The following is a 22,240-nucleotide window of genomic DNA, read 5'->3' as shown; positions in this document are numbered from 1 at the left end:
AGTAACTAAAGTACGCTAATGAACTGTGATAATCACATTAAAATTAAATATCAGGGTTCTATACCTTAAGCCGTTGTAGAAACCTGATGCGTTTTATGAGACCAAATATTGAGTGAGATAAGAGTCTTAGCTCGATAAGTTAGAGTTTAGAACTCAGAAGGCACTTCAAACTCCATCCATTCACCGGTTGTCGGGTGAATCAACTTTAAGTAGCCAGCGTGTAGGTGTAAGCGTTCGCGTTTGTATCCGTATAAGTCGTCACCACGAATAGGTACACCAAGCCCTAATGGATGAGCACAGTGCACTCGCAGCTGGTGGGTTCGCCCTGTTTTAGGGTACAAGTGAACCTTGGTTTTGCCATTGTGAGTGCTAACCACTTGCCAATGGGTCTCTGCATTTCGGCCGTGTTGGTGACAAACCAGTTGTCTTGGTCTGTCCGTGATGTCGCCGCGCAAAGGAAGGCTGATATTGCCAGGTTCGCCCGTTATCTCGCCATCTAACAAAGCGGTGTAGCGTTTCTCTACGGTTCTATTAATGAACTGCTTCTGAATATGCTTGTTTGATTCCGCCGTGAGCGCCAAGATCAACAAACCTGACGTCGACATATCCAACCTATGGATAATCAAAGGACCAGTCGCATCCGGGTAACGCGCTTTTATGCGGGTATAAACTGAATCTTCGATGAACTTACCGGGAACCGACAAGAACTCTTCAGGCTTATTGACGACTACGATTTCATCGTCTTCATAAACAATATTAAAAGACTTACCAACCGCAGGGTTCACGATAAGCGGGTTATCTTCTAGCTCTATGCCACTTAACTGGTGTTCGAGGATCTCAAAGCTTTTACTCTGACAAACAGGGTAGAGGTTTGCGTGTTGTCGAATGATGTCTGTAGGCGGTAATCCCCACCAAAATTCAGACAAAGCTAACGGCTTGAACCCGTGTTCAAAGGCGAAGTTAAGCAGCTTTGGTAGGCAGCAGTCACCAGAGCCTTCAAGCGCGTCTTTACCATCGAGCAACTCGAGTAAATTCTTAGATTGCTTGGCTTGATTGATAAAGCGATAGTGAGAGAGGCGTTGAGTTTCCAACTGTTGTGAAACTGCTTGGTGATCTTGCTTACGGTTTTTCAGTTCGCTTTCAATCAAATCAATTTGTGATTGGCGCTCTGCGATCTTCTGTTTCCACTCAATACGAAGTGCTTTTAGGTCACGTTTCTCTTGGCTACTTTGATTGCCCAGTTGTTTGAGCAAATTCGCCGCTGACTCTAGATTCCCTAATGCTTTTTCTTGATTGGCTTGTTCTCTGAGTTCGTTACGCTGAGCTTTGTTTGCGGCCATTGCTAACTGAAAGGCTTCGATAGCTTTTGCTGATTCGATTTTTAACCCTTCAAGCTCGGCCAATAATGTGTCTAGATTGTGCGACTGTTGCAGCTTTTCAATGTCGTCCGAGAGCTGCAATTGTCGAGCAAGGTTCGCACTGTTTTGAGATTGAAACTGTTTTGAATCGAAGGCTGGTGGAACAAAGTGAATGTTGTTTAACTGAGAGACCAAAGCCGGATCTAACTGCAAGCCTGAAAACGCAGAAAGGTAACCTAACCCTTGTGTGGTTGGATTCTGAACAAGAAGCACAGCGTAGAGATTACCTTGCGAGGTTTCATTCACACCACAGTCGACAAGTGATTGCTGAAGCTGCAGCATAGCGAATTCACACACAGGGTGCGGGGTATAGTAATACGGAAACGTAAAACGAGTCGGTAGCGCTAAATCGACATTCGTGTTTGCTAGGTGCAGAGGTGTGTATTGAGCGAGGTTTGTTGGCATTAAGATCAAACTCTATGGCTGTTCAGTTAGAGTTCGGTATTGTTGTCGAAATCAAGGCAAATGAGAAGCCAAAGCAGAAGATAAATCGGCTTTGGCTTCATTTAGTTTCTTGTGTTTACTCTAGCAAGCACGTGTTTGAGTGAAACTCGATCAGTTCGAGTGTTCTAGCTCTACTTGCTCAGCTTTTTGGTAAGCAGGGTGGCTCTTTAAAAGTTCACCGTATTTAGCGATGTTAGGGTAAAGCGCAGTTGCACCAAAGTTACCAACGATTTCTACGATGAACGACATCATAAAATCTGCACCTGTTAGTGTGTCTGCAACCAAGTAGGTTTTACCTTCAAGTGCATTATTCACGTAAGTTAAGATCTTTTGGTTTTCATCGTCTGCATAACCGCCTAGGAAGTTAGTTTCGCAGCCGTCTTTCATCACAAAGATCTTAAGCAGCATTGGCAAAATACCTGAACTCTCAGCGAAGTGAAGCCATTGCGAATACTCAACGTAGTTTGCGGTGCCGCGTGTAGGTGCGAACTTACCCTGACCGTATTTGTCGATTAGGTATTCCGTGATAGCTCCAGATTCAGTGATCACGACGCCATCGTCTTCAATGACAGGAGATTTACCCAATGGGTGAATGGATTTGAGTTCTGGTGGTGCAAGAAAAGTGACACTGTCTCGTTGGTAGGGTTTGATTTGGTAATCTACCCCAAGCTCTTCCAATAGCCAGATGATGCGCTTTGAGCGCGACTTATTCAGGTGATGCAAAGTAATCATGATTCTACCTAGTTAACGGGTTCAGTTTATTGAATTTATTTAGCTTCGTTCGTTTTGATAACAAGCTTACCGAAGTTCTGACCTTCCAATAGGCCCATGAATGCTTGTGGCGCATTTTCTAGACCTTCAACCAGGTGCTCACGATAGTGCATCTTGCCTTGAGACAACCATTCTGTCATTTGAACAGCAAATTCGTTGTAACGGTGTGCGTAGTCATCAAAGATGATGAAACCTTGCATCTTAATTCTTTTAACAAGCAGCATACCCATCAGGCTAGACATACGATCTGGTCCTTCAGGCAGTGAAGTCGCATTGTATTGAGAGATAAGGCCACACACAGGAATACGAGCACCTGTGTTAAGCAGAGGCATTACTGCATCGAATACCTTGCCGCCAACGTTTTCAAAGTAAACGTCGATGCCGTTGTCACACGCTTTAGCCAATTGCTCCGCGAAGTCGTCAGCTTTGTGGTCGATGCATTCATCAAAGCCAAGAATCTCTTTCGCGTACTGACACTTCTCTTGACCGCCTGCAACGCCGATAACACGACAGCCTTTTAGTTTGCCGATTTGTCCAACGGTTGCGCCTACAGCACCTGTTGCTGCTGCAACGACTAGCGTGTCGCCTTCTTTAGGTTGGCCGATATCAAGCAAGCCCATGTAAGCGGTAAAACCAGGCATACCCATGATGCCAAGCGCGTAAGAAGGGTTCGTTGGTTCTTTACCTAGTTTGATAAGGCCTTCACCGTTAGACACACCAAGATCTTGCCAACCTGTGTAAGCCAGTACCCACTCGCCAATTTCGTAATCAGCGTGGTTTGATTCTTCAACCTGACATACGGTTGCGCCTACCATCACTTCATCAATCGCAACGGGATCTGCGTAGGATTTAGCATCGCTCATACGACCACGCATGTATGGGTCTAGAGAAAGGTAAACTGAGCGAAGTAACATCTCGCCGTCTTTGATGCTTGGCGCAGCTATTGTCTCTAAACGGAAGTTGTCTTGAGTCGGTGCGCCAACTGGGCGAGAAGCCAATACGATTCGGCGATTGTCTTGTTGAGTCATTGGATGTCCTTAATTGTGTATTTTATACATTTAGAATTAGACCAGTCGTCTAGTCTTGTTGTCTAAAAATCCCGCCGTCATCAAATTGATAAGAGGGCGGGTGATTTTTTTAAGTTAAAGCCAAAAAAGCGCGCTGCGCGTTATTAGCTTTCACCTTTTAAAATTCGTTCGGTAAGGCTCAAAGCTGACTGTAAGCTATGTGAGCTTTGGCTCAGCTTGCTCAATAAGCTGGCGCCTAACCACATTGAGTATAGGTTCTGAGCTGCTTCTTGGCTCTCTTCAACCTTTATGGAGCCATCTTCAATACCGCCGACAATGCACTGTTCGATGGTATTCGTCACTTTTTCTGCACCCTTTAATAGCGCTTGGCGCATAGGATCAGAAAGATCAGAAACTTCCGCGCTGAGTTTAACGACCAAGCATTTATGAGCATTGCAGGTGCCGTTTTCAATCTGTGACCATCGAGTGAAATAACTGACAATTCTCTGGTAATGGTTGCCTTCACCATGAACCAAAATAGTTTCAACTCTGCTGATGTAGGTCTCAAAATAGTGCTGGATCAGAGCCTCGCCAAATTGCTCTTTCGATTTAAAGTAGTGGTAAAACGACCCTTTCGGCACGTCCGCTTCTTTAAGCAATTGCGATAAGCCAACGCCGTTAAAGCCGTTGTTCACTATTAATTGGTAGCCAACATCTAAAACATGCAGGCGTGTGTCATTCGTTTTTTCGTTCATGGGCGGTACTATAAGTTAAATTAGACCAGTCGTCTAGTGGTCGGTTTTCGAGGGTATATTTGGTCGTTGTTACAGTAGCTAAATAGCTCAATATCTAAAGAGGCTTCAAATGTTCAGATATAAAAAAGCCCCGACATAGCGCGTATGTTGGGGCTTAAATCAGTAACTTCGATTATTTGATAGAGATGAGTTCTACATCAAAAATCAGAGTCGATGATGGTGGGATAGGGCCTGAACCGCCTTTACCGTAAGCTAGAGTGCTTGGAATAAATAGACGAACTTTTTGGCCTTCAACCATGTAAGTCAAACCTTCTTGCCAGCCTTTAATTACTTGCTTAAGAGCAAATGAGATTGGCTCGCCGCGCTCAACAGAGCTGTCGAAAACAGTGCCGTCGATTAGCGTACCGTGGTAGTGAACCGTTACTTTGCTGTTCTTAGTTGGGTGCTCTGTGCCTGTACCTTCTTCAAGAACAAGGTATTGAAGACCGCTTTCAGTCGTAATCACGCCTTCTTTAGTGCCGTTTTCAATTAGAAATTGTTGGCCTTGTTCGAAGTTTTCTCCGCCAGACTTATGATTCGTCCAAGTACGGTAAATCATGAAACCCGCCAAAAGAAAGACAATGACCGGGATGACAAATTTAGACATAGTAAAACCTATTTATATTGAGTGCTGAATTTCGTAGTTAATACAAAATGTGTTAATCAGTTGACTAAAGCCGTGATTATGGTTGAGTCAAAAGATAGTTGATCGTTTTTGCAATGCCAGCAACGTCTTGGTGACCTGCTGTTAGTACTTGGTATTTACCGTTGATGATAAAGGTTGGTACTGAGTTGATCTGACCTTTTACTGAGATCTCTTCTGCTTGCTTAACGTAGTCGAAAAGAGCGACTTGCTGTTCTTTATTCAGCTGGTATGGGCTAACCAAACCACGAGAAGTAAACGCTGTCTCTAGTGCTTGTTGACGCTGCTCAGGTGTTGCATCTGCACCCATTTGAACGGCACCAAATAGGTCGTCCATGAATGCGTGGTCAGGCGTCGCATCAAGCTGCATCACTGCTGTGTAGTAGATCATTGCGCTGATTTGAGCGCTTTCGTTGAACGTCACGTGCATCTTGCCAATAGTTTGGTCTGTTAGAGATTCAATCTCTGGAATGGCACTTTCCATTTGACGGCAGTGACCACAGTTAAGAGAGAAGATTTCAGTGATCGGAGACAAGTTAAATTCTGTTAGAGCAGTAGGAAGCGCTTCGTATTGAACGCCTTTTTGTGGCTCGTCTGTTTCACTACAACCCGCGATAATGAGTACGGCAGCGAGTGCTGTGATGAATTTAGTAAATGGTTTAAACATAATGTTTGCTCTAGCGTTGAGAAGTCGTGAGATTCTAACTATTTAGTACGAATTGGAAAACAATTATAAGGTAAATAAATGCAAACAGTTCGAACTAGAGGGTGATGACAGGCTAGTTGACGGTTAACTGTGATCAAAAGCACTTTTTTGGGTTCTGCTTTCTTTTCGTCTAAAGTTTTTCCCTCGGTGCCGATATAGACATTAGTGAATGGTTTATCTGCATGAGTGGTTGGTGAAGTAATGAGATATTTAGCGATAATGTTAAGCATAGCTTTGGCTGGGTGTGAAGCCACGTCACCAACTGACTTACTTGGCGGTGACATGCTAGAGACTGCACCACAAACCGATTACGACTTGATGCATCCTGAATGGGGTGTGGTTCAAACGACTCATGTAGCAAGCAATCGTGGGTACTCTATCCAGAGTAGCACTCATCAACACAGAACCATCACGACCAACTACGGACGTGGCGTTTCGACTAACGACCCACTGGAAGTCTTTTTAAGACAAAACCGCATCGATTTTGAAGTGTTGCCGGGTAACCATGTGATGGTAAAGCTTGAGCAGCACGTGAACTTTAAAACAGGTTCAGCATTCCCTGAGCCAGCGTATAATCAATGGCTAGATACGCTAGGCAGCTACCTTGCTCAACGCCAAGATATTGATGTGGTGATTGAAGGGCACACCGATAACACGGGCACAGATCGAATCAATGATCCGCTTTCAGAGCAGCGAGCAAAAGAAGTGAAGGCTCGATTAGAGAGTAACTACGTATCAAGTCGTTCCATCTATACTCGTGGCTTCGGTGAGTATGTTCCAGCTTGTACGAACGCTTCTGCGCAAGGCAAGGCGTGTAACCGCCGTGTTGAATTGATGCTGATTGTCACGAAGTAGTCGTTTGAACTTTCGCGCCCAATTTGAAGCGATTAACGCCAAATAACAGACATAAAAAATCCCTCACATTCGAGGGATTTTTTGTATCTGACTTTTGTTGCTTTATTGCTTATGCAAACTGCTTTTCTAAGTAAGTCACGATATCTGAAGATTCGTACATCCACTCAGTTTTACCGTCTTTTTCGATACGTAGACAAGGCACTTTCACACGACCGCCGCCAGCTTCAAGCTCAGCACGGTGTTGCTCGTTGTTTTTTGCATCACGAAGTTCAAATTGAACCGACTGACGTTTCATCGCGCGGCGCACCTTCACACAAAATGGGCACGCTTCGAATTGGTATAACGTGTGCGTTTTTGCTTGCTCATTTACTTTGCTTTGTTCTTCTTGAGAACGCTTCACACCACGTGGGCTGAAAACAAAATTCAATAACAAGATGACACGACCTAAGAACCAACGGATAAACTTCATAACTCTCTCTACATATTTAAAATTAGCGTTACAATTTGCAGCATTATATACACAAGTTTTGTCAGATGCTCGCAACAAACCGCTAATATCTATTTTGTCCGTTCGATCGTATGAGACTTAGCCACATTTAGCCCTAAACGCTTAGACAGTCGAGTCAGATTTGCTCGGTCTGTTTTCAGAACTCGCCCTGCTTGTGCCCAGTTAAAGTTGGCATCTTCCAACACCTCAGTAATGATACTGCGTTGAAAATCGTCCGTTGCACCACGTAGCCCTGCAGAAAGGTCGATCGTTGGTGTCGATAATGGTGTGTTTTTCACCTGAGTCGTCGCAATTGGCTGATCTTGGTCTAGAGGACCACAATCTTCTTTAGTGATTGTCACGAGGTTTTTGTTAGTGCTGCGAGCCAATGCTTTCAGTGCTGAACGGCTGATAACGTGTTCAAGCTCACGAACGTTACCTGGCCAACCGTAACGGTTTAGGAATACCAGAACATCAGAACGGAACTTAACTTGGTTGATACCAAGCTTACGGCGCGCTTGTTCTAGGAAAAAACCAGCTAATAAGCTGATGTCGTCACCACGCTCTTTCAATGCAGGTACCGCGATAGGGTACACACTCAGTCGGTGATACAAGTCGGCTCTGAATCGACCGTCTTCAACTTCTTGTTTTAAGTCTCGATTGGTTGCAGCCAGAACACGAACATCAATGGTTTGGATGTTGTCTTGGCCTACCGGTTGGATTTCGTTGTTTTGCAGCGCACGCAGTAACTTACTTTGTGCTGCTAAAGGCAATTCACCAATTTCATCTAAGAACAGTGTGCCGCCGTCGGCTAGAGCAAACTTACCTAAGCGGTTTTTGTCTGCGCCAGTAAATGCGCCACGAACGTGACCAAATAGTTCACTCTCTACCAAGTTCTCAGGAATAGCAGCACAGTTCACGTAGACCAGCGGATTACGCTTACGTTGCGATTGGTGGTGCAGGGTACGAGCAACGAGCTCTTTACCAACCCCGGTGTCACCATGAATCAAGATATTAAACTCAGATGGAGCTACAACAGCGATGTCGTTCTTAAGCGCGACCATGGTGTCACTGTTACCAATCAACTCACCGCCGTCACGTTCCCACGCTTCTACGTTCAATTCTTCGAGTAATTGCTTTGACTGTTTTGCTTGATGTTCAAGTTGCGAGAAGGTCAATGCCATCTGCATGGTTGAGGCTGCAATAGCTGCCAGCACTTCAAGGTTACGCGCCGGTATATTCGCAAAGACATCAGGTTTCAAGCTGTCTAGAGTCAGAATGCCTAAGAGCTTATCGCCAAATAGCAAAGGCAAACCCATGCAGGCATGCATTGGTAAATCGCCGTCGTGGTCTATCAGTAAGCCATCGAAAGGATCAGGCAATGAGCTATCAGCATCAAAACGAACAGGAGAACGTGATGCGCAGATCTCATCAAAGCGAGGGTGTTCCGAAATGATAAAGCGACGACCGAACGTATCTCGGCTGAGCCCTTGCATTGCGATAGGTACTAGTGTGTCGCCTTGAAGGCTTAAAAGCGCGACACAATCACACGTTATGGTTTTGCGAATGGCATCGATCAGGCGATTGAAACGATCTTGATCGTTGACACCACTTGCGAGGCCAATGGTCATTTCCATGAGGGTAGATGCGGAGATATCTTGCATAAAAAACTCTAACTGTGTGTGTTTATCTACATAATAGAGTCTTATTGACTTAAAAAAAAGGTCTTTTTGACATTTTTATAAGATGAGTTTTGAAAAGAAAACCAGTAATGACGGGGATTGATAAAGTTGGCACTGATTGTGCTGAAGATACAGAGAAGCCCAATTATAGCGCTGATTAAACAGACTATTCTTGATCTCAATCAATCAGGTTGCATTAATCAGGTTTCGCGATTTTTTGAAATGAAAACGAGTCAAAATAACTCAGTTTCTAAAAATAACTAAGGTTTCAGAAAATCGATAAGTCATTCTTAATTTTTAGTAGTCAAAATGACATATAGGTCATAAGGCTCAGTGTTCGGAGTAAATTCATGCTTAACAATGCACATATCGAAATCATCAAATCTACTATTCCTCTACTTGAGAGCGCAGGCCCAGCTTTAACTCAGCATTTTTATCAACGTATGTTCACGCATAACCCTGAGTTGAAAGATATCTTCAATATGACGCACCAAAGAACAGGTCGCCAAGGCGTAGCACTGTTTGAAGCTATCGCGGCATATGCAAAGAACATTGAAAATCTAGCAGCGTTAACAACTGCCGTTGAACGTATTGCTCAGAAACACACAAGCTTTAACATTCAACCAGAGCACTACCAAATTGTTGGTTTGCACCTGATTGAGACATTACGTGAACTAGCTGCTGACGCCTTTACTCCAGAAGTGGAAGAAGCATGGACAGCCGCTTACCTATTTTTGGCGCAAGTATTCATCGATCGTGAAGCTGAACTTTACCTACAGCGTAAGCAAGCTGTTGGTGGTTGGGAAGCAGCGCGTGCGTTTGTGATTGCAGACAAAATCGAAGAGTCAGCGCTAGTAACAAGCTTTATCCTTCAGCCAAAAGACGGCGGTGAAGTTCTGGATTACACACCAGGTCAATACATCGGTATCGAAGTGAAACCAGAAGGCTCTCAATACAGCGAGATTCGTCAATACTCACTGTCTGATAAGCCAAACGGCAAGCAATACCGTATTTCTGTTAAACGTGAAGGACAAGGCCAAGAGACACAAGGCGTTGTATCTAACCACCTACACGATACGGTTGCTGTTGGTGATGAAGTTAGCCTATACGCACCAGCAGGTGACTTCATGTATCAAGAGCGCAGCAAGCCAGTAACGCTTATCTCTGCAGGTGTTGGTGTAACGCCAATGCAGTCTATGCTTGAGTTCCTAAACACGGTAGATAAAAACGAGCCAGTACTTTACCTTCACGCTTGTGAGAACGTAGGCCAACACTCTTTCACGACTCGTGTTAAAGATATTGTTGCCGACAAAGGTTGGGAAGCGAAAACGTGGTACATGAACAAAGACGAATCTGCATGTGAAAACACGCATCAAGGCCAAATGGATCTAGCGTCTATCTCTGATACTAAAGGCTTTGAAGAGAGCGATTTCTACATCTGTGGTCCTGTTGGTTTCATGAAGAACATCGTAGAGCAGCTAGATGCAATGAAAGTTGACCGTTCACGCGTTCACTACGAAGTATTCGGCCCTCACGCTAACTTCTAATAGGTCTCGGTATTTCTAGTAACACTCGCCTGAACTATTAATACCTTGCCTATTCAAAGGCCTCACAGTGTGAGGCCTTTTTGGGTTTGGTTGGTTTTGTCTGACATCATCGACTCCTGCAGAACACGATGGTTCAGCTAAGATCTTTTCGCTTCTATCTAAGAACGTTTCATCTTCTTGGACATGTAGTCGGAATCGAAAAACTCAGGCCAGTACATTTTTACGTAACCACCGGCAACCCAAATCACTAGAATGGTGGCGATGGTTAGCTCAAAGAAACCAAACTTGTGTAGCCAATACCATTGTGGGTATTCCGCGCCGAAAAATGTAGTTAGACGATGCATGGCAATAGCGCTGATCACAGATGGGAAGGTGACGGCAGCAATCGAAGGTTGGAACTTCAAACGCATTAGGCGGATGTAACACAAGTAAATCAACAAAGTCATGGTGATGGCAATGCCCGCCAATGCACCTGTTAGAATCGGGTCTGGGTTGTCGAAGTTAACCAAGTAAGCGGCTAAAGACAAGTTAACCGGAGCTGCCATGATAGCGAGTGTTGGTCTTGCTCGGCGAGGAAGATTGCCTTCGAACACCAAGCGGTATAACACCACTGGCAACATAAGGAAATAGATACCAATACAAGTGACCGCAAGTGTTTCTGAAAATACGGTGTGCCCGAACTGTGTGCCAGCTAAGGAACTGCTGATCAAACCGACCGGATACAGAAACCAACTCGGTACAATGTTCGACATTTTGAAGTTGATGATCTGAAAACTAAAGAACAACACCATCATGGTAAAGTGCAGCAATAGCGCGCAGAACCAAACTGGGTAGGCGATAGCTGGCGATATCTCGGCTAAATAGTCGCACAGAATCAGTAAAGCCATGCTCATTGGTGCCATCAAGCTTCCACTTAACGGGTGGCGAATGTCATTAAGGAAGGTATTAAAGCTCGTTAAATAGCGCAGTAAAACAGGCAGCAATAATAGCGCGCCGAATGCAGCGAGGTAGGGACGAATTATCTCACCAATGCCCGGGATATATAACGCCCAAGCTTGTCCTAACCCAATAACGCCAAGTGCTAAAGACGCCTGAGATGGCGGCACATTTTTTACTTGGGTTAATCTTCTCCAGTTCAACGACTTACTCCGACTTAGTTAATTAAAGACTTTTAGAATATTTGCTTTAGTTAGAGTGTGTAGGCCTTTCATCAATTGATTTTGAGGGCACTCAACTAATTTTGAGTGGATGATACCAAGTTTAACGTTTGCTTTTTTGATTTTGATACGGAATCGGGAGATTAAGCACGTTGAATGTGTGCTTTTGTTTCATGAGTCATTTGTAATTAACATACTTTCTCTTGTTGAGGGAGATCTTGTTGTCTTAGTTTTTCGTTTTTCAGCGTACGATTAAGCAGTTGACTGTAAATTGGCTGCCCACCCAACATTTGAGCAATGATTACCGCACCTAAGCAGGTGATGATCAACGGCAGGATCAGGTAGTAGTTATTGGTCATTTCAATAACCAACAGTATGCCAGTGATAGGCGCTCGAACAGTGGCAGCAAATAAGGCTCCCATGCCAGCAATGGCAAACATACCCGGTTCAATATTCAGTTCAGGAAAAAATGCCGCCGCGATAAGCCCGAACGCATAACCAAAGAGTGTTCCTAGCGCAAGCATTGGTGCAAAGATACCGCCGGGTGCACCAGAGCCGAAACAAAGCAGGGTAGTGAGGACTCGGCCTAAGAAAATCAACAGCAACACATTGGCGCTGTAGCTGCCATTCGTGATGTTCGGGATGATACCAATACCACCACCAGTTAATTCAGGTATATAGAGCAGCAACAAGCCAAAGCAACCACCAAGTAGGGTACCTGTCATCAAGTAGCGTTTACGGTCATTCTTGTGTATCGCCACAAACAGGTCTTGGGAAAGCGTGATCAGCTTATTGAAAATTACACCGAACAGACCGAACAACACACCTAACAGCAAGAACAACCAAAGTGCGTCGAGTTCAGGTGGCTGGTACTGAGGCATTGTAATAACGGCTGATTGACCATTGATAGAGCGAAATACAATGTTGGCCGAAACTGCTGAGATGATGACGGCTTTGATTGATATGAGTGAGTAGCGAAACTGTGGTCTCATCTCCTCAACCACAAACATGATGCCAGCTAGCGGTGCATTGAATGCGGCGGCTAAGCCACCAGCGGCACCTGAAGCCAACAGTGAATGGCGAGTGTCATCATCTTTGACTCGAAAGATATCTGTGACCATACGACCGATACTGCCGCCCATTTGAACGGTTGGCCCTTCGCGGCCTAAAACCATACCAGAGCCTAACGCGCCCATGCCGCCAAAGAATTTTACGGGTAATACTCTCCACCATCGAACAGGGCGCATGCCGTCCATTGCACCTTCGATTTCAGGGATACCTGAACCAGCAGCTTCTGGAGCAAAGCGATGAACGAGGAAATAGCCAATAAAGGCGAATGCAGCACTAATAAGGAAAGCAGCAAGCCACAGTGGTAAATGGCTACCGATTTCATCTTTTAGCCAATCGGTACGAGTTTCTGTGATGAAATGAACCGCAACTTCGAAATAGGTACCCACTACACCCGCAAGTACACCCACAATACAAGAAAGAAAGAGAACTGAAGCTGGGGTCTTATCTCTTGAGAGAAATTGATTAATAGCATCCCTTGGCATTTTTGCTAATAAGGACTGCTTAATTTTCTCTCTTGTGGTCATAGAAATAAGTTTCCTGAATGAGTTAAGGCGGGGTTGCATTAAATTATACGCTTCCTCCGCATATCCTATAGCAACAAAGATGAAAAGTTGAATTTCATTTATGGAATGTACGTGTTACATAAATGGAATCTATGGTCAATAGTGGAATCACCGTCACAATTTTGATCGATTCTCTGGCGGCGGCTTGAATATCCCCAAAAATGAACCATAGTTAAATCGTAAAGCAACATAACGAACCGCAAGGAGAAGTGAGGTTTTACACACAATTTGGATGGATTCAGAAACAAAGTTTTAGTTCCTCGTTAAATGTTCAGGTCGATATTTAAGGCTTCCTGATTCGCGAACTCACGATTGAGTAACGAGGGTGAGGCGTACTGAGTAAGTACGCCTTTAGTTCGTCTGGAGCATCCCATTTCCACATTCTGCCTCTACTGTTTATCTCTTCTGATTATTTTCGCGCCAACCTCTATTAACGAATCTCAGTGTAAACAATCGATTGGGGTCAACTTTTTGGTGATTGAGTATATACTCCCTTAAAAAGGAGAACTGATATGACTAAAAAAGTTCCTACGAACATCATTACGGGTTTCTTGGGTGTTGGTAAAACGACAGCCATCTTGAACCTGCTAAAAAATAAACCTGAGAATGAAAACTGGGCTGTTCTGGTTAATGAGTTCGGGGAAATCGGTATTGACGGTGCATTAATGACAGATCAAGGCGCTTTGATTAAAGAAGTGCCGGGTGGCTGTATGTGTTGTACTGCGGGCGTGCCGATGTCGGTAGGTATTAATGCCTTACTTCGCCAAAAGCCAGACCGTTTATTGATTGAGCCGACAGGGCTTGGTCACCCTAAACAGGTTATAGCGACACTGACTTCCGATCAGTACACACCATATGTCGATTTAAAAGCGACGCTTGGTTTGGTTGACCCACGAAATCTGTCTAATGAAAAGTACACCTCGAATCAGAATTTTAATGATCAACTAAATAGTGCAGATGTGATTCTTGGTACTAAGGTTGACCTTGTTCATTCTGAAGACATCGATGTGTTCAATGATTGGGTGACGGATCAAACGCCAGCAAAAGTCTTCCATAAGCTAATTCACGATGGTGAAGTGCCATTGGAAGTGTTGGACATTGAAAGAGTATACGGCAGTGCTTCCTCTCATATTGAAGCGCATCATCACGATCACGCTGAACAAGAGCCTCAATTCCAACTTCCTCCCGGTGAAGCTTTCATCCGTAAAGAGAATAAAGGACAGGGCTATTTCAGTTGCGGTTGGCTATTTGGCGCAGAGCATAAGTTCGACTTTGATGCGCTGTTTTCAATGCTGTCGGATCTTACGGCTGAACGTGTAAAAGCCGTGGTGAACACCGACCAAGGTTGCTACGCATTCAATGTGGCGAATCAAGTCGTGTCTGTGAACGAAATTACGCTTGATGGCTTTGAATCTCGACTGGAAGTGATCGACTCGCAGCTCATGCCATGGGGCGATCTCGAGCAGATTCTACTCAAGCTGTGTGGCATCAAATAGCCCTGTTTTTGCTGTTTGAACCAAGGATCTTGGTGTTTACCTCGTTGAAGGCGGGATAAACACCAGATTAAATGAGAAAGTTTGCGTTATATCACGATAAATGTGAGATAAATCACTCTAATTACTTTATAGTGCTCGGCTGAAATAAGAATGTAGGCTGTCTGCTTAAGGAACCCGTAACAATGTCATTTTCCTCTCAAGGTTTTGCTCCTGAATTAGTCAAAGCGTTGACTGAGTGTGGTTATGAAAAACTCACTCCAATTCAACAAAAAGCGATTCCAATGGCTCGTAAAGGCCATGATATTTTTGCTACTGCTCAAACCGGTACGGGTAAAACAGCGGCATTTTCATTGCCTGTTATCCAACACCTTTTGAACAGCGGTAAAAAGGCGTCTAGAGGAACGGCTCGCGGCCTTATTCTTGCTCCAACTCGTGAGCTTGCTGCGCAGATCGCTCAAAACATTAAAGACTACGTTAAATACACAGATCTAAGTGTTTCTGCGGTTTACGGTGGTAACAAGATGTCTTCACAAGTTCGTCAACTAGAACTGGGTGTGGATATTTTGGTTGCAACACCTGGCCGTTTAGAAGAGCACTTAGAAGCGGGTAACGTGTCTATTGCTAACCTAGAATTTCTAGTATTTGATGAAGCTGACCGTATCCTTGATATGGGCTTTATCAATGCCGTTCGTAAGATCATGTTGGATGTAGAAACATCACCGCAAATCATGATGTTCTCTGCAACGACTTCTACTCAGTTAAACCAACTGTCTGTTGATATTCTGCGTAAACCAAAACGTATTAGTGTTGAGCGCGAAAACTCAACGGCTGCTACTGTCGGCCACGTGGTTTACCCAGTGGATCAAGAGCGTAAAACAGAACTGCTTTCTGAGCTGATTGGTCGTAAAAACTGGCGCCAAGTGCTTGTTTTTGTTAACTACAAAGAAACAGCGAACGATGTAGTTAAAGAGCTTAAGCTAGACGGCATTAAAGCAGTACTGTGTCACGGTGATAAAGCGCAAAGTGCTCGTCGTCGTGCTCTAGACGATTTTAAAGAAGGTAAAGCGCGTGTAATGGTAGCAACCGACGTTGCGGCTCGTGGTCTTGATATCGAAGACTTACCACACGTAATTAACTACGACATGCCTTTCCTAGCAGAAGACTATGTTCACCGTATTGGCCGTACAGGTCGTGCAGGTAAGCAAGGTCACGCTGTCTCTTTCGTTAACCGCGAAGAAGAGCTGACTGTCGTTCAAGTTGAAAAACTGATTCAACAGCGCATTCGTCGTGTTGAACAACCGGGTTATGAACCGAAGAAACGTGATGCTTACATCGAGAAGCTGAACACTAAATCGGCTTACAAAAACCGTCAGGGTCGTAAGAACAACGCGAACGAAGAGCCACAAGATCAAGCAAGCGCTGAACGTCGTTTGACTATGATGAAGCGAATTAAAAACCGTCGTAAGTAATTACGGTTGGTGATTGAAAAGAGCCACTGTTATGTGGCTCTTTTTGTTTGTATTGATCGCAATATTGTTTATTGTCATTACTGCTTCGTTTCAACCTCGCTTCATTTCAAGCCCGATCAAGAAACAAGAACTAATAAATAAAAACAAGTCGATAAGGTAATAATATGGATAGCGCACTACTTTGGGCTTTTATTCCCACGTTTTTCTTCGTGTCAATCACGCCCGGTATGTGTATGACTTTGGCGTTGACACTTGGAATGAGTGTTGGATACAAGCGTACATTATGGATGATGATCGGTGAACTGGCTGGTGTCGCTGTGGTTTCTATTGCCGCGGTATTGGGTATCGCTTCGATCATGTTGAATTACCCATGGCTATTTACGGGCTTTAAATTTGTTGGTGCGGGTTACCTGTTTTATTTAGGCGTTCAGATGTGGCGTTCGAGAGGCAAACTGGCGATCAGTACTGACAACCAAACAACAAAAGTCAGCAATGATTGGGACTTGGTGGTTCAAGGTTTTGTCACTGCAATTGCGAACCCAAAAGGCTGGGCGTTTATGATTTCTTTGCTGCCTCCTTTTATTAACAGCAATAAAGACTTAGCACCGCAGTTGTTCATTCTCGTGTCAATCATTCTGGTTTCTGAGTTTGTTTGCATGACCTTATACGCGACAGGCGGAAAGAGCTTAAAGCATATGCTGGGCAAAGCCGACAATGTTAAGTTGATGAACCGCATTGCAGGTACGTTGATGATGGGCGTTGGTGTTTGGTTGTTCGTGAGCTAATTCTGGTTAGCCTACAACGAGCAGAGATCCCCGACTCAGTCGTTCCTCCTTCTCGAGGGTGACGCGTACGTGGGATGATGACGACTTAGGATTACGGTGAGTTTTGAAAATTCGGATTCTTACTTAAACCGAAGAATGCATAGAATATAAAAAGAGCGATAGGGCATTTGGCCTTATCGCTCTTTTTGATTTTACTTAGCTAGCGAACAGAGACTAGATAACAGAAATGTTTCTGATCTTAGCCTGCGTTGTATATTTAAACCGCGATTTCACCGCCGTCTTCTCGACGAATCACAACCGTAGATGCTCTTGGGCGGACTTTGCCTTGAGTTTGTGCGGTTGCATCTTCAGACGATGGCCAGTTTGCCGGGTGTTGAATGTTCACAAACAGTGACTTGAAATCTGGGCTGATGGTAAAGCCTGTTACTTCACATCCGTTTGGTCCCACAAAGAAACGCTTTAGCTGCGCTTGATTGTTTGCATCAATTACCGCGCTGTTGCCTTGGTCATCCGTTAATTGAGATGGAACCACTGCCAGCATTTGGTCATTGGTGTAGCCCGTTACTTCATCTGCGCCGTTATCTGTCTGAATCCATAAAATACCACGAGCATCAAACGCTAAGCCGTCAGGACTCGCGAATTGGTTCATGTCTGTTAGACCAGAGCGGTTAATAGATTTGTCTTCCACTGCTGGAGAGCCAAATACGAAGATATCCCAATCGAACTCGCCTGCCGTTTTGCCTTCATCCCAACGGATAACATGACCGAACTTATTGTCTACGCGAGGGTTCGCAGAGTTCGCTTCTTTACGCTTGTTGTTATTAGTCAGCGTTAGGTAAGCCGTACCAGTCATTGGGTCAACAGAGCACCATTCAGGGCGATCCATTGGCGTTGCGCCTACAAGGTCGGCTGCGCCTGCGGTATTAATGATAAGTGCTGCTTGAGAATCAAATGAATCACCTAGCTTACCGCCGTTTGTGGTCTTACTGCTCATTGTCAGTGGCAGCCAAGTGCCTGAACCATCATCGTTGAACTTAGCCACATACAGTGTGCCTTTGTCCATGTACTTGTCACCCGCACTTAGGCGATTACTCGGCTCTGCGTCACGCGGGTCCCATTTCTCTTCAGAAACAAATTTGTATAGGTATTCAAAGCGAGAATCGTGACCAGAGTAGAATACGATTGGCTCGCCTTCGGTCAACTTACCAAACGTACAGCCTTCGTGACGGAAACAACCCAGTGCAGAACGTTTCTTAGCGCGAGAGTTTGCTGTGTATGGGTCGATTTCAACAATGTAGCCGTGACCGTGTGCTTCGTTACGGTAATCGTCCATTGCTGACTCACCTGTTGGTGTTACGTCAAAGCGAGCAAATTCGTCTAGGCGTTCTTGTTTGTCACCAGAAAGCGTGTCCCAACCGTAACGTGTTTTGTCGGTAGCGATACCAATACGTTCTTGCGCTGGTGTTGTCTCGCCTTTGTTAACGAAATAACCCGGCCAGTTTTCTTCACACGTTAGGTAAGTGCCCCATGGTGTGTAGCCATTACCACAGTTGTTCAACGTGCCACGAGCTAGGCTGCCGTCTTGTGAGAACTTGGTTTTGGTAAATTCACTGTGTGCAACAGGACCAGACAGATCCATTACGGTCGCGCCTGTGTAGCGGCGGTTCAGAGGATCGTTATCGACCATCACCCATTGGTTGCCTTCAAGTTTTACACGAACCACACTCACGCCGTGTGCGTTGATCTCTTTACGTACTTCATCAAGGCTAGGGCGGTTGCCTTCATCGTATGTAGGACCATTAGCGTGCAGTGCTTTTTGGTCGATGTATTCGTGATTAATCACCAACAAACCGTCGTTGCTGTTGCCATTAAGCGGGAAGAAGTGCATGCCGTCGTGGTGCATGCCCAGTGAGTTTGCTTGATCTTGTGCGTTGTTGGTTCCATCTTTTAACCAAGCATTGCCTTGCTTGTTAAGTGGAGTACCCCAAGGAACCAATACTTGTGCTGTATAGCCTTTTGGCACAACGACACTGTCTGTCAGTGAGCCTTTAACCGATTCGAATGCAAGTGTAGCAGTGCTTTTTTGCGGTGCGCTAGATGATGCTGTCGCCGCGTGCGCTGTGCTGTGGCCTGCTAAACCAAACGCGCCAAATGCGGTCATTGCACTGATGCCTAAACCGCCTTTGAGAACATTTCTTCTTGAAAGGTTCGCATCTAAAACTTCTTCGAAGGGTTTGTTTTTGCTCTTATTAAAACGAGTGCTATCAAATGTTTCCTTGCTCATCTTTACTGCTTCCTATTGGCTGATTTTATTATTCGTTATTCATGACTTACCCACCTACTAACTAATTGGTTAATAAGTTGGGTCAATGTGTGACTAATCGTGAAGCAGTTAAGTGACAGATTTTTATAGATTTGATTAAGGTTTTGTTTCTGTAGCACGATTTTTGCCATTAACACCCTTGTGTAATACAAAACTCTTGGGGATTGATGTGGAACTGTGTATAAATGCTTTATCAAACGAAAAGAGAGGCAGTTATGAAATTAGATAAAATCGAAAACAAAAATCGTCGCCTACGCAAAAAGCTATACCTAGGTGAATTCGCGATTCTGGGTTTTGAAGTAAGCTGCAAGACATCGATTACTGATTTTGATCAATACGATGTGTTCATTGATGAGTTCATTGATTTCATCGACAGCATCGGTCTGTGCTTTGGTGGCGGCGGCCTTGAGCTGTTTGAAGGTTTCTTATGCTCAATTGAGCGCTACCGTTCAGTAACAGAAGCAGAACAACTGCAAGTTGCTCAATGGCTTGAAGCTCGTGCTGAAGTAAGCAAAGTGGAAGTTAGCGAACTGATTGACGCAAACTACGCGTTCTAATTTGATGTTGTGTTGTTAGCTCGATTGAAAGGCCAAATACGGCTTAGGAAAGAGTAACAACAGTACGCTAGAATAAAGGCCGAATCGTTAAATCGATTCGGCCTTTTTGCGTTTTATTCGTTCCATTTCTATTCTTTATCTTCTTTTCTATCCCTTCTGACGTAAATGATAAATTGATATTTTTCGATTAAATATTAGGGCGTGTTGATCTTTGCTGTACATTTCGCGTTCAACAATACATCGGTAGCCACATTAACATGAATGCCAGCGATAACATGCTGGCATAATTCCTTTCTAGCTTGTCATATCTACTTGAAATAGCTCGATAATGCTTAATTCTCCCAAAGGCATTTTCGACCAAGTGACGATACTTGTATAAACACCAATCCATACTGTCTTTGTCTATATCTTGTCCGTAATTGCGTTTAGCAATTACCGTTTCTCCGCCACGTTCCTTAACAAAAGTACGGAAAGGTTCGCTGTCATATCCTTTATCACAAACGATGGTATTAACTTCATCGAGTTGCTCAACTAAGCTTTCGGCATGCACTATATCGTGGCGTTGTCCCTCTGATAAATCAAAGCAAATCGGCAGGCCACCACTATCTACGGCTAAGTGAATTTTTGTTGAGTTGCCCCCGCGACTTTTTCCTATTTGCTCTGAACTTTCAGTAGCTGCACCTGTACTATGCTGATGTGCTCTAACTATAGAGCCATCAAGAAATACCCATTCAAAATCAGCCATGTTAGATAAACTTTTGAAAAGATTATCTAAAATCCCTTTCTTTGACCAAAGATTAAATCGTCTGTAAACGGTACTCCACTCTCCGAACTCAGAGGGTAGATCTCGCCAAGGAATACCTGTTCTCATTCGATAAAGTATTCCTTCAAATGTCATTCGATGTTCAGTTTTATCGTAAATACGACCTGTACTTTTCATAACTTGGAGTAGCAGTTCCCAGCGAATATCAGTTAGCATTGTTCTTGGCATGGTATTGGTTATGGTTTTACTTTTGGCGAAGCAAATTATAACTCTTTACCATGCTGTTCAAAAAACACTCACGAAAGATCAACACGCCCTAACAAGTTGCAACAACAAGCAGAGCAAGATTTTCGATTGGACCCGAACTTCATTCATCAAGTACCAGAATTGGTGCCGATTGCACGCTCGTATCAGTTGATGGCGAAGCACATTCAACAGCAATTTTTGCAACTTGAATATCAGTCGTCACATCGAAGACAAAGCTTATTACAGCTCAGTCATGATTTGAAAACGCCATTGTCGAGTGTATTGGGGTATCTAGAAACGTGGAGGATTCAAAACCCACATTCGGATCCACTCATAGATGTGGCATATCGCAATGGCAACAAGTTATCTGAACAGCTCCATTCGCTGTTAGATAGCGCCAAGAATGATAACTCGGTACCCACATATCAATACGCTTCAATCGATTTCAATGGGCTGATGAGCGAATGCTTAGAAACGATACAAAGCCAATATCGCCATAAAAATGTTGAGTTGAACATTAATATGCCTATTGGAATCAAGGCTGTGGGTGACAGTGATCTGCTTGAGAGGTTGATTTTGAATCTGTTAGATAATGCATTGAGGCATAGCCCAAGTGGCACTGTGGTGTCGTTAGATGTTGGTTTTGAAGCGGATTCCAAACGGGTGAAGGTGGTGATTCATAATGAGGTTGAACTGGAAGCGCCGAATGGTTCTTTGGGAATAGGAACCAAGATCGCGCAGTCGATACTGATGTTACATCACAGCGTGCTAGAAACAACAGAGGCAGAGAACTCCTTTCAGCAAAGCTTTTATTTGCCTTCGGTATAGCTCTGTCTGCCTTCGTTTAGCTCGATGTATACTTACGTAGAACTAACGTTAAGCGTCTTTACTGTCTTCGTTGCCTTCGTTCACTTTCGCGTAGAAGTGAAGTAGCTCAGTTAATTCTTTAACCCAGCCCAACGCATCTTTTGGGGCGTTCTTTAAGATCTTTTCAACCTTCTCACAGTGCACTTCGATAGCGATGGCTTCTTCTAGGTTGAAAGAGATCGAGTAGAAGTGCCAAAGAAGCAGACGAGTCATACGTTCAATGTTCTGTTGTGAGTTGTCCGACTCAGAAAACGCTAGGTTTACTTCGCCAAGCGCAATCGCCGTCATTCGTAGCATCGCATCGAATTTTGCCGACTGCATGCGCTCTTCGCTGGTCACTTCTTCTTGTTCGAACGTGAACAATTCTGTCATTGCGTCTTCAGGAACAAGGCGATGGATCATTCTTAAACTAAATTCTTCTAGTTCATGGCGAGGCATGGTGATTAAACAATTTAAGGTGTAGTCGCGTTGCATGGTGTTCTCTTGAATCTGCAAAAAGGTCGGACAGTTTAATGGAGAAGCGGGCTGAGAAAAAGAAGATTTTAGATAAGCCTGCATAGGGAGGCTTATCTAGACATCATCTTTGTGA

The 22,240-nt window shown here is 44.3% G+C and carries 19 protein-coding genes and 1 pseudogene; 7 read left to right on the top strand and 13 right to left on the bottom strand.

From position 1 onward, the window contains the following. Window positions 1-146 precede the first annotated feature (146 nt). From AB4375_RS17585 to AB4375_RS17560, 6 genes are all read right to left on the bottom strand, one after another. Window positions 147-1,823 (bottom strand): pseudouridine synthase, encoded by a 1,677-nt coding sequence (locus tag AB4375_RS17585; protein ID WP_372052152.1) that lies wholly within the window; start codon window positions 1,821-1,823, stop codon window positions 147-149. A gap of 150 nt (window positions 1,824-1,973) precedes the next feature. Further along, a complete protein-coding gene (locus AB4375_RS17580) occupies window positions 1,974-2,594 on the bottom strand; it encodes a glutathione S-transferase family protein (protein ID WP_017064479.1) in 621 nt (206 codons plus the stop codon). A gap of 35 nt (window positions 2,595-2,629) precedes the next feature. After that, window positions 2,630-3,661: an NADP-dependent oxidoreductase gene (locus AB4375_RS17575; RefSeq protein ID WP_372052151.1), complete on the bottom strand. Its 1,032-nt coding sequence runs from the start codon at window positions 3,659-3,661 to the stop codon at window positions 2,630-2,632. Window positions 3,662-3,804: 143 nt separating this feature from the next. Beyond that, window positions 3,805-4,395 carry a TetR/AcrR family transcriptional regulator gene (locus tag AB4375_RS17570; protein ID WP_017062643.1) on the bottom strand — a complete coding sequence of 197 codons (591 nt, stop codon included), beginning with the start codon at window positions 4,393-4,395 and terminating at the stop codon, window positions 3,805-3,807. A gap of 172 nt (window positions 4,396-4,567) precedes the next feature. Then, entirely contained in the window at window positions 4,568-5,041 is a 474-nt protein-coding gene (locus AB4375_RS17565) for an FKBP-type peptidyl-prolyl cis-trans isomerase (RefSeq protein ID WP_017062642.1), read from the bottom strand. A 76-nt stretch (window positions 5,042-5,117) separates the two neighbouring features. After that, a complete protein-coding gene (locus AB4375_RS17560; RefSeq protein ID WP_017062641.1) occupies window positions 5,118-5,744 on the bottom strand; it encodes a thioredoxin domain-containing protein in 627 nt (208 codons plus the stop codon). Between the two features lie 258 nt (window positions 5,745-6,002). On the opposite strand from AB4375_RS17560, the gene AB4375_RS17555 reads away from it, so the two are divergent. Further along, window positions 6,003-6,638 (top strand): OmpA family protein, encoded by a 636-nt coding sequence (locus tag AB4375_RS17555; RefSeq protein WP_029235219.1) that lies wholly within the window; start codon window positions 6,003-6,005, stop codon window positions 6,636-6,638. Window positions 6,639-6,747: 109 nt separating this feature from the next. Here AB4375_RS17555 and AB4375_RS17550 read toward each other — a convergent pair whose 3' ends face one another. Both AB4375_RS17550 and norR read right to left on the bottom strand, forming a co-directional pair. After that, window positions 6,748-7,107, bottom strand: a complete 360-nt coding sequence (locus AB4375_RS17550) for a glutaredoxin (RefSeq protein ID WP_017062638.1) — start codon at window positions 7,105-7,107, stop codon at window positions 6,748-6,750. Window positions 7,108-7,196: 89 nt separating this feature from the next. Further along, window positions 7,197-8,789, bottom strand: coding sequence for a nitric oxide reductase transcriptional regulator NorR (norR, locus tag AB4375_RS17545; RefSeq protein WP_372052149.1), 1,593 nt, complete (start codon window positions 8,787-8,789; stop codon window positions 7,197-7,199). A gap of 368 nt (window positions 8,790-9,157) precedes the next feature. On the opposite strand from norR, the gene hmpA reads away from it, so the two are divergent. Then, complete coding sequence (hmpA, locus tag AB4375_RS17540; protein ID WP_017072224.1) at window positions 9,158-10,354, top strand: NO-inducible flavohemoprotein; 1,197 nt, start codon at window positions 9,158-9,160, stop codon at window positions 10,352-10,354. Window positions 10,355-10,512: 158 nt separating this feature from the next. On the opposite strand, the gene AB4375_RS17535 is transcribed toward hmpA, so the two are convergent. Beyond that, window positions 10,513-11,460 (bottom strand): TDT family transporter, encoded by a 948-nt coding sequence (locus tag AB4375_RS17535; protein ID WP_017062635.1) that lies wholly within the window; start codon window positions 11,458-11,460, stop codon window positions 10,513-10,515. A 239-nt stretch (window positions 11,461-11,699) separates the two neighbouring features. After that, window positions 11,700-13,106: a H(+)/Cl(-) exchange transporter ClcA gene (clcA, locus tag AB4375_RS17530; protein WP_372052148.1), complete on the bottom strand. Its 1,407-nt coding sequence runs from the start codon at window positions 13,104-13,106 to the stop codon at window positions 11,700-11,702. A 551-nt stretch (window positions 13,107-13,657) separates the two neighbouring features. Between clcA and AB4375_RS17525 the strand changes: the two genes are divergently transcribed. The 3 genes from AB4375_RS17525 to AB4375_RS17515 all read left to right on the top strand — a co-directional run bounded on the left by AB4375_RS17525 (window position 13,658) and on the right by AB4375_RS17515 (window position 16,895). Further along, the gene (locus AB4375_RS17525; RefSeq protein ID WP_017069160.1) at window positions 13,658-14,641 is read left to right on the top strand and encodes a GTP-binding protein; all 984 of its coding nucleotides are present in this window, start codon (window positions 13,658-13,660) and stop codon (window positions 14,639-14,641) included. Between the two features lie 182 nt (window positions 14,642-14,823). Next, complete coding sequence (locus AB4375_RS17520) at window positions 14,824-16,110, top strand: DEAD/DEAH box helicase (protein WP_017062632.1); 1,287 nt, start codon at window positions 14,824-14,826, stop codon at window positions 16,108-16,110. Window positions 16,111-16,274: 164 nt separating this feature from the next. Continuing rightward, window positions 16,275-16,895, top strand: coding sequence for a LysE family translocator (locus tag AB4375_RS17515; RefSeq protein WP_017064486.1), 621 nt, complete (start codon window positions 16,275-16,277; stop codon window positions 16,893-16,895). Window positions 16,896-17,151: 256 nt separating this feature from the next. Here the strand turns inward: AB4375_RS17515 and AB4375_RS17510 are convergent, their stop codons facing one another. Further along, window positions 17,152-19,179 carry a PhoX family phosphatase gene (locus AB4375_RS17510; RefSeq protein ID WP_372052147.1) on the bottom strand — a complete coding sequence of 676 codons (2,028 nt, stop codon included), beginning with the start codon at window positions 19,177-19,179 and terminating at the stop codon, window positions 17,152-17,154. Between the two features lie 254 nt (window positions 19,180-19,433). On the opposite strand from AB4375_RS17510, the gene AB4375_RS17505 reads away from it, so the two are divergent. After that, window positions 19,434-19,775, top strand: a complete 342-nt coding sequence (locus AB4375_RS17505) for a YggL family protein (RefSeq protein WP_017062629.1) — start codon at window positions 19,434-19,436, stop codon at window positions 19,773-19,775. A 229-nt stretch (window positions 19,776-20,004) separates the two neighbouring features. On the opposite strand, the gene AB4375_RS17500 is transcribed toward AB4375_RS17505, so the two are convergent. Then, the gene (locus AB4375_RS17500) at window positions 20,005-20,766 is read right to left on the bottom strand and encodes an IS5 family transposase (protein WP_026028612.1); all 762 of its coding nucleotides are present in this window, start codon (window positions 20,764-20,766) and stop codon (window positions 20,005-20,007) included. Window positions 20,767-20,856: 90 nt separating this feature from the next. Between AB4375_RS17500 and AB4375_RS17495 the strand changes: the two are divergent. Next, a pseudogene (locus tag AB4375_RS17495) lies at window positions 20,857-21,612 on the top strand (sensor histidine kinase); the annotation flags it as partial. Window positions 21,613-21,660: 48 nt separating this feature from the next. On the opposite strand, the gene AB4375_RS17490 reads toward AB4375_RS17495, so the two are convergent. Next, window positions 21,661-22,125: an exoribonuclease R gene (locus tag AB4375_RS17490; RefSeq protein WP_136974735.1), complete on the bottom strand. Its 465-nt coding sequence runs from the start codon at window positions 22,123-22,125 to the stop codon at window positions 21,661-21,663. Between the last annotated feature and the right edge of the window lie 115 nt (window positions 22,126-22,240).

This window comes from Vibrio sp. 10N.261.51.C6 (assembly GCF_041471785.1).
GTDB lineage: Bacteria > Pseudomonadota > Gammaproteobacteria > Enterobacterales > Vibrionaceae > Vibrio > Vibrio crassostreae_C.
This window is presented reverse-complemented; position numbering and strand designations above follow the sequence as displayed.

What these genes read in the sequence shown, in the direction of transcription:
- AB4375_RS17515 (WP_017064486.1), top strand. Translation starts at nt 16,275, where the DNA reads ATGGATAGCGCACTACTTTGGGCTTTTATTCCCACGTTTTTCTTCGTG.
- AB4375_RS17575 (WP_372052151.1), bottom strand. Translation starts at nt 3,661, where the DNA reads ATGACTCAACAAGACAATCGCCGAATCGTATTGGCTTCTCGCCCAGTT.
- clcA (WP_372052148.1), bottom strand. Translation starts at nt 13,106, where the DNA reads ATGACCACAAGAGAGAAAATTAAGCAGTCCTTATTAGCAAAAATGCCA.
- AB4375_RS17490 (WP_136974735.1), bottom strand. Translation starts at nt 22,125, where the DNA reads ATGCAACGCGACTACACCTTAAATTGTTTAATCACCATGCCTCGCCAT.
- AB4375_RS17500 (WP_026028612.1), bottom strand. Translation starts at nt 20,766, where the DNA reads ATGCCAAGAACAATGCTAACTGATATTCGCTGGGAACTGCTACTCCAA.
- AB4375_RS17505 (WP_017062629.1), top strand. Translation starts at nt 19,434, where the DNA reads ATGAAATTAGATAAAATCGAAAACAAAAATCGTCGCCTACGCAAAAAG.
- AB4375_RS17525 (WP_017069160.1), top strand. Translation starts at nt 13,658, where the DNA reads ATGACTAAAAAAGTTCCTACGAACATCATTACGGGTTTCTTGGGTGTT.
- AB4375_RS17570 (WP_017062643.1), bottom strand. Translation starts at nt 4,395, where the DNA reads ATGAACGAAAAAACGAATGACACACGCCTGCATGTTTTAGATGTTGGC.
- AB4375_RS17550 (WP_017062638.1), bottom strand. Translation starts at nt 7,107, where the DNA reads ATGAAGTTTATCCGTTGGTTCTTAGGTCGTGTCATCTTGTTATTGAAT.
- AB4375_RS17565 (WP_017062642.1), bottom strand. Translation starts at nt 5,041, where the DNA reads ATGTCTAAATTTGTCATCCCGGTCATTGTCTTTCTTTTGGCGGGTTTC.
- AB4375_RS17510 (WP_372052147.1), bottom strand. Translation starts at nt 19,179, where the DNA reads ATGAGCAAGGAAACATTTGATAGCACTCGTTTTAATAAGAGCAAAAAC.
- norR (WP_372052149.1), bottom strand. Translation starts at nt 8,789, where the DNA reads ATGCAAGATATCTCCGCATCTACCCTCATGGAAATGACCATTGGCCTC.
- AB4375_RS17580 (WP_017064479.1), bottom strand. Translation starts at nt 2,594, where the DNA reads ATGATTACTTTGCATCACCTGAATAAGTCGCGCTCAAAGCGCATCATC.
- AB4375_RS17520 (WP_017062632.1), top strand. Translation starts at nt 14,824, where the DNA reads ATGTCATTTTCCTCTCAAGGTTTTGCTCCTGAATTAGTCAAAGCGTTG.
- AB4375_RS17585 (WP_372052152.1), bottom strand. Translation starts at nt 1,823, where the DNA reads ATGCCAACAAACCTCGCTCAATACACACCTCTGCACCTAGCAAACACG.
- hmpA (WP_017072224.1), top strand. Translation starts at nt 9,158, where the DNA reads ATGCTTAACAATGCACATATCGAAATCATCAAATCTACTATTCCTCTA.
- AB4375_RS17555 (WP_029235219.1), top strand. Translation starts at nt 6,003, where the DNA reads ATGTTAAGCATAGCTTTGGCTGGGTGTGAAGCCACGTCACCAACTGAC.
- AB4375_RS17560 (WP_017062641.1), bottom strand. Translation starts at nt 5,744, where the DNA reads ATGTTTAAACCATTTACTAAATTCATCACAGCACTCGCTGCCGTACTC.